Source organism: Kitasatospora sp. NPDC057198 (genome assembly GCF_042670125.1).
Lineage (GTDB): Bacteria > Actinomycetota > Actinomycetes > Streptomycetales > Streptomycetaceae > Kitasatospora.
This window is the reverse complement of record NZ_JBHUWH010000766.1, coordinates 1-2257: the sequence shown is the minus strand read 5'-3', so window position 1 is coordinate 2257 and position 2257 is coordinate 1. Positions and strand designations below refer to the sequence as shown.

General features: G+C 78.6%; 3 protein-coding genes. 2 read left to right on the top strand and 1 reads right to left on the bottom strand.

All coding sequences use genetic code 11. The features are described from left to right. Positions 1-104: 104 nt before the first annotated feature. Entirely contained in the window at positions 105-1034 is a 930-nt protein-coding gene (locus ACFUEL_RS38795; protein ID WP_380242777.1) for a LysR family transcriptional regulator, read from the bottom strand. Between the two features lie 106 nt (positions 1035-1140). On the opposite strand from ACFUEL_RS38795, the gene ACFUEL_RS38790 reads away from it, so the two are divergent. Then, the gene (locus ACFUEL_RS38790) at positions 1141-1917 is read left to right on the top strand and encodes a hypothetical protein (RefSeq protein WP_380242775.1); all 777 of its coding nucleotides are present in this window, start codon (positions 1141-1143) and stop codon (positions 1915-1917) included. A gap of 75 nt (positions 1918-1992) precedes the next feature. Beyond that, positions 1993-2257: hypothetical protein (locus ACFUEL_RS38785; protein WP_380242773.1), on the top strand; the 265-nt coding region annotated here is incomplete at its 3' end.

Here is a 2257-nt window from a genome sequence, read left to right as displayed (position 1 = left end):
GGCCCCACCCGGCGGCAGCGGCCGGGGGCCTCCGCGTTCCCGGACACCGCATGCCCCCGGCGGCCCGCGGTGGAGCACAGCGACGCCCCCCGCTCCGACGGCCCTCACGCCCCGCGCGGCAGCGCGTCCAGGAACGCCCGGGCCGGGCCGTCCAGGGCCGGGGTGAAGAGCGCCTCCCGGCGGTGCACCAGGCGGGGCGCGCGCACCGGCAGGGCCACCGTCCCGGCCGGCACCCCGGACGCCGCACCGGCCGTCGGCCCGGCCGCCGTCCCGGCGCTCGCGGCGAGGGAGCGCGGCAGCACCGCGAGGCCGTGGCCCGCCGCGCACAGGGCGAGCAGTGCGGCCGCGTCCTGGCCCTGGTAGCCGGTGGCGGCCGGGAAGGCGCCGCCGGTCAGGGCCCGCAGGTCGGCCAGCGGGGCGGCGATGCCGGAGGCGTCGAGCCAGGACGCGTCGGCGAGCCGGTCGAGGTCGACGGCCGCCCGGCGGCGCAGCGGGTGCCCGGCCGGGCAGAGCACCGCGCACGGCTCCTCCCCCAGTCCGGCCTGCCGGACCGGCCCGAGGTCGCCCAGCGCCAGCGGCCCACCGGGGGCGCAGTAGCCGTCGGTGACGCCGATCGCGCAGCGGCCCGCCGCGACCTCGACGGCCACCGCCCGCCGCGACAGCACCCGGATCTTGACCTTCAGCCGCGGTTCCGCCTCCCGCACCCGGGCGAGGGCTCGGGCGACCGCGGCGTCCAGTCCCAACGGGGAGGCGGCGACCACGAGTTCGGGCCGCTCGGGCAGGGAGAGCCGGCGGACGTCGGCCCGGGCGGCGTCCATCCGCTCCAGCAGCAGCCGGGCGTGCTCGATCATCCGCTCCCCGGCCGCGGTCGGCCCGACCGGCCGCCGGTGCAGCAGCGGCGCGCCCAACTCGCCCTCGAGCGCGGCGATCTGCTGCGACACCGCGGACTGGGTGTAGCCGAGTTCCAGGGCGGCCGCGGAGAACGAGCCGAGCCGGGCGACGGTGACGAGCGTCCTGAGCAGGTGCGAATCCACGCCCACCAGTGTGCGGCCCCGGCCGGACGGGCCGATCAGCGGCGCTGATCGGCCAGCAGGAACGCGCGTTGGACCGCCCGGCGGGGCGCGGCCAGGATGGCTGGCCATGGAGACCACGAAGACCGTGAAGAGCACCGAGAGCACCGCTTGCAGCCCCCGGGGCACCCGCACCGCCCGGATCGCCCTGGTCGGCGACCGTTCCCCGCACGTCCCGGCGCACCTGCGGGGGCCGCGGATGCTGGCCGCGCTGCTGGACGCGGGCGGGCCGGCCGTCGAGCCGTACTGGGTGGGGACGGCGGAGGTGGACGCGGAGGAACTGGCGGAGTTCGACGGGATCTGGCTGGTGCCGGGCAGCCCGTACCGCAGCGAGGCGGGGGCGGTGGCGGCGGCCCGGACGGCCCGGGAGCGGGGGGTGCCGTTCCTCGGGACGTGCGGCGGGTTCCAGCACGCGGTGCTGGAGTTCGCCCGGCACGCGTGCGGCATCGCCGGTGCCGCGCACGCCGAACAGCAGCCCGACGCCGGGGAGTTGGTGATCGTACCGCTGTCCTGCTCGCTGTACCTGCAGGAGGGCGGGATCCGGCTCTCCCCCGGCTCGGCCGCGCACCGGCTGCTGGGCGCGGACCGGGCCACCGCCCGCTACAACTGCGGCTACACGCTGGCCCCCGGCTACCTGGAGGCGCTGCGGGCGCACGGGATGCGGTTCACCGGGCACGATCCGGACGGTGCCGTCCGGGTCGCCGAGCTGCCGTCCCACCCGTTCTGGCTGGCGACGCTGTTCCAGCCGGAGCTGTCCCCGGAGCACGAGGGCCCGCACCCGTTCGTCCGGGCCTTCGCCGAAGCGGCCGCGCACCGGGCGGGGTCTTTCCGGGAGCACACCGGGTGAACCAGGACCAAAGCCACTTGATCCGGGTCTCCCGACCGTGGTCGCGGCCCCCGCGGCCGGAGCAGAGTCGGTTGCATGTTCCAAGCATCCTCCAGGGGGACGGGCGACGACCGGCGCCCCGCCGACCCTGACGCCGGGGCCCCGCTCGCCGGGGCCCACCTGCTGGTCGGAGACCGGGACGCCGCCGCCGCGGCGGCCACCGCCGAGGCCCTGCGCGCCCGCGGCGCCGCACACGTGCGCACCGCCGTCTCGCCCCGCGAGTTCCGCGCCGCCGAGCACGCCGGCCGGGGCTGGGACCTGGCGGTGTGCGACAGCGCCTTCGCCGGGGACGAGCTGACCG